This is a genomic window from Actinomyces sp. (genome assembly GCF_030530635.1).
In the GTDB taxonomy this organism is placed as follows: Bacteria; Actinomycetota; Actinomycetes; order Actinomycetales; family Actinomycetaceae; genus Actinomyces.
Map to the genome: position 1 here is coordinate 1 of NZ_JAUMUL010000131.1, position 1,866 is coordinate 1,866.

Sequence of the window (1,866 nt, forward strand, 5' to 3'; positions counted from 1 at the left end):
CGGTACATCGCGTCGACGTTGCACCCGTCGCCCGACTCGTTGCCCAGGCTCCACATGATGACGCTGGCGTGGTTGCGCTGAGCGACGACGTGCCGCTCGATGCGGTCGACGTAAGCGCGCTGCCACACGGGGTCGTCGGTGAGGCGGGAGAGGTCGCCGACCAGGGCGAAGCCGTGGGACTCGAGGTCCGTCTCCGCCAGCACCATGAGGCCCAGCTCGTCGCACATCTCGTAGAAGCGCGGGTCGTTCGGGTAGTGGGAGGTGCGCACCGCGTTGATGTTGCACTGCTTCATGAGCTCGAGGTCGGCCCGCACGCGCTCCATGGAGACCGCGCGTCCGCGTCGCGGGTCGTGGTCGTGCCTGTTGACTCCGTGCATGACGAAGTAGGAGCCGTTGAGGAGCATCAGGCCGTCCTCGATCCGCACCTCCCGCAGCCCGAGCCGGTGGCGCAGGACCTCGGTCGGCGCGCCCGCACCGACGGCGGTCAGCATCAGCTCGTACAGGTGGGGGCGCTCGGGGGTCCACAGCACGGGGTCCGGGACCGTCAGCTCGACGGCATCACCTCCTGCCTGCGCCCGTCCGCGCGCGAGGAGGACGCCGTCGTCGCGCAGCTCGACGTCGACGGCGGTTGCGGGGCTCGCACGCACCTCGACTCTCACCCGCGCTGCGCCGTCGTCATCGAGACTGGTCACGGCGGTGAAGTCCTCGATGCGGTGGGCGGGACGGTGCAGGAGGTAGAGGTCGCGGAACACGCCGCTCGCCCACCACATGTCCTGGTCCTCAAGGTAGGAGCCGTCACTGAACTGCAGCACCTTGAGGACGAGGACGTTCTCGCCCGGGCTCACGTGGGGGGCGAGATCGAACTCGGCGGCCAGGCGCGAGCCCTTGCTCATGCCGACCTGACGGCCGTTGAGGTACACCTCGACATAGCTCTCGACGCCGTCGAGGTGGAGCAGGAGCCTCTCGCCCGCGGCCAGCTCGGGGGCGTTGAGGCGTCGTCGGTACACGCCGGTCGGGTTGAGCGTGGGCACGCGCGGGGGGTCGACGGGGAAGGGGTAGCCCTCGTCCGTGTACTGCAGCCGCCCGTAGCCGTCGAACTGCCACAGATGAGGCACCCGGACCTCGGTCCAGCCGTTGCCCAGTCCGCGCAGGAGCTCCTCGCCGACCCGGTCGGGGCTGTCGAGCAGCTGGAAGTCCCAGGTCCCGGTGAGGTCCTGGAAACCGAGGGCCTCGCGCCGGTCAGCGCGGCGCGCCTGCTCGGGGGTCCCGAAGGGCATGAAGTGGGCGCGGGGGGCGAGGCGTCCTCGGTGAAGAACCTCTGGGTTCTCCCAGTCCCGCGGCTGCGTCCCGCCCTGCGTCATCGCATCTCCTCCCCCTTCGGGTGTAACCGGTTTCATTAGATTACCATCTTCATGTCGGCCGCACTACTCCTCGGTCACCCGACCACGGCAGGAGCCCGGCGCGGGCGAGGAAGGAGCCCCTCGATGGCGCGCACACCGCGAGGCCACTCACAGGTCACCATCGGCGACGTCGCCCGGCTCGCCGGCGTCTCACGAGCCACGGCCTCTCGCGCCCTCAACGACTCCGACAAGGTCGTACCCGCCACCAAGCAGCGCGTGCGCGCCGCCGCCGACAAGATCGGCTTCGTCATGAACGCGCGCGCACGGGGGCTGGCCCTGGGCCGTGCCGAGGCCATCGCGATCCTGTTCACCGAGCCCCTCAACGAGATGTTCGCCGACCCGACGTACGCGACGCTGGTGCGCGGCATCCACGAGGCTCTCGCCCCCACCTCGACCATGCCGGTCCTCATGCAGGCCTCCTCGGACTTCGAGCGCGCCCGCGTGCTCCAGCGCTTCAGGCAGCGCC

Annotated in this window: 2 protein-coding genes; one reads left to right on the top strand and one right to left on the bottom strand. The window is 70.1% G+C overall.

Going from position 1 to position 1,866, the window contains the following annotated elements:
* The coding region (locus tag Q4A20_RS15050; protein ID WP_303124206.1) for a glycoside hydrolase family 2 TIM barrel-domain containing protein at positions 1–1,361 on the bottom strand (1,361 nt) is incomplete at its 3' end.
* Positions 1,362–1,484: 123 nt separating this feature from the next.
* Between Q4A20_RS15050 and Q4A20_RS15055 the strand changes: the two genes are divergently transcribed.
* Positions 1,485–1,866, top strand: a 382-nt coding sequence (locus Q4A20_RS15055; RefSeq protein WP_303124207.1) for a LacI family DNA-binding transcriptional regulator, incomplete at its 3' end; no start/stop codon positions are given.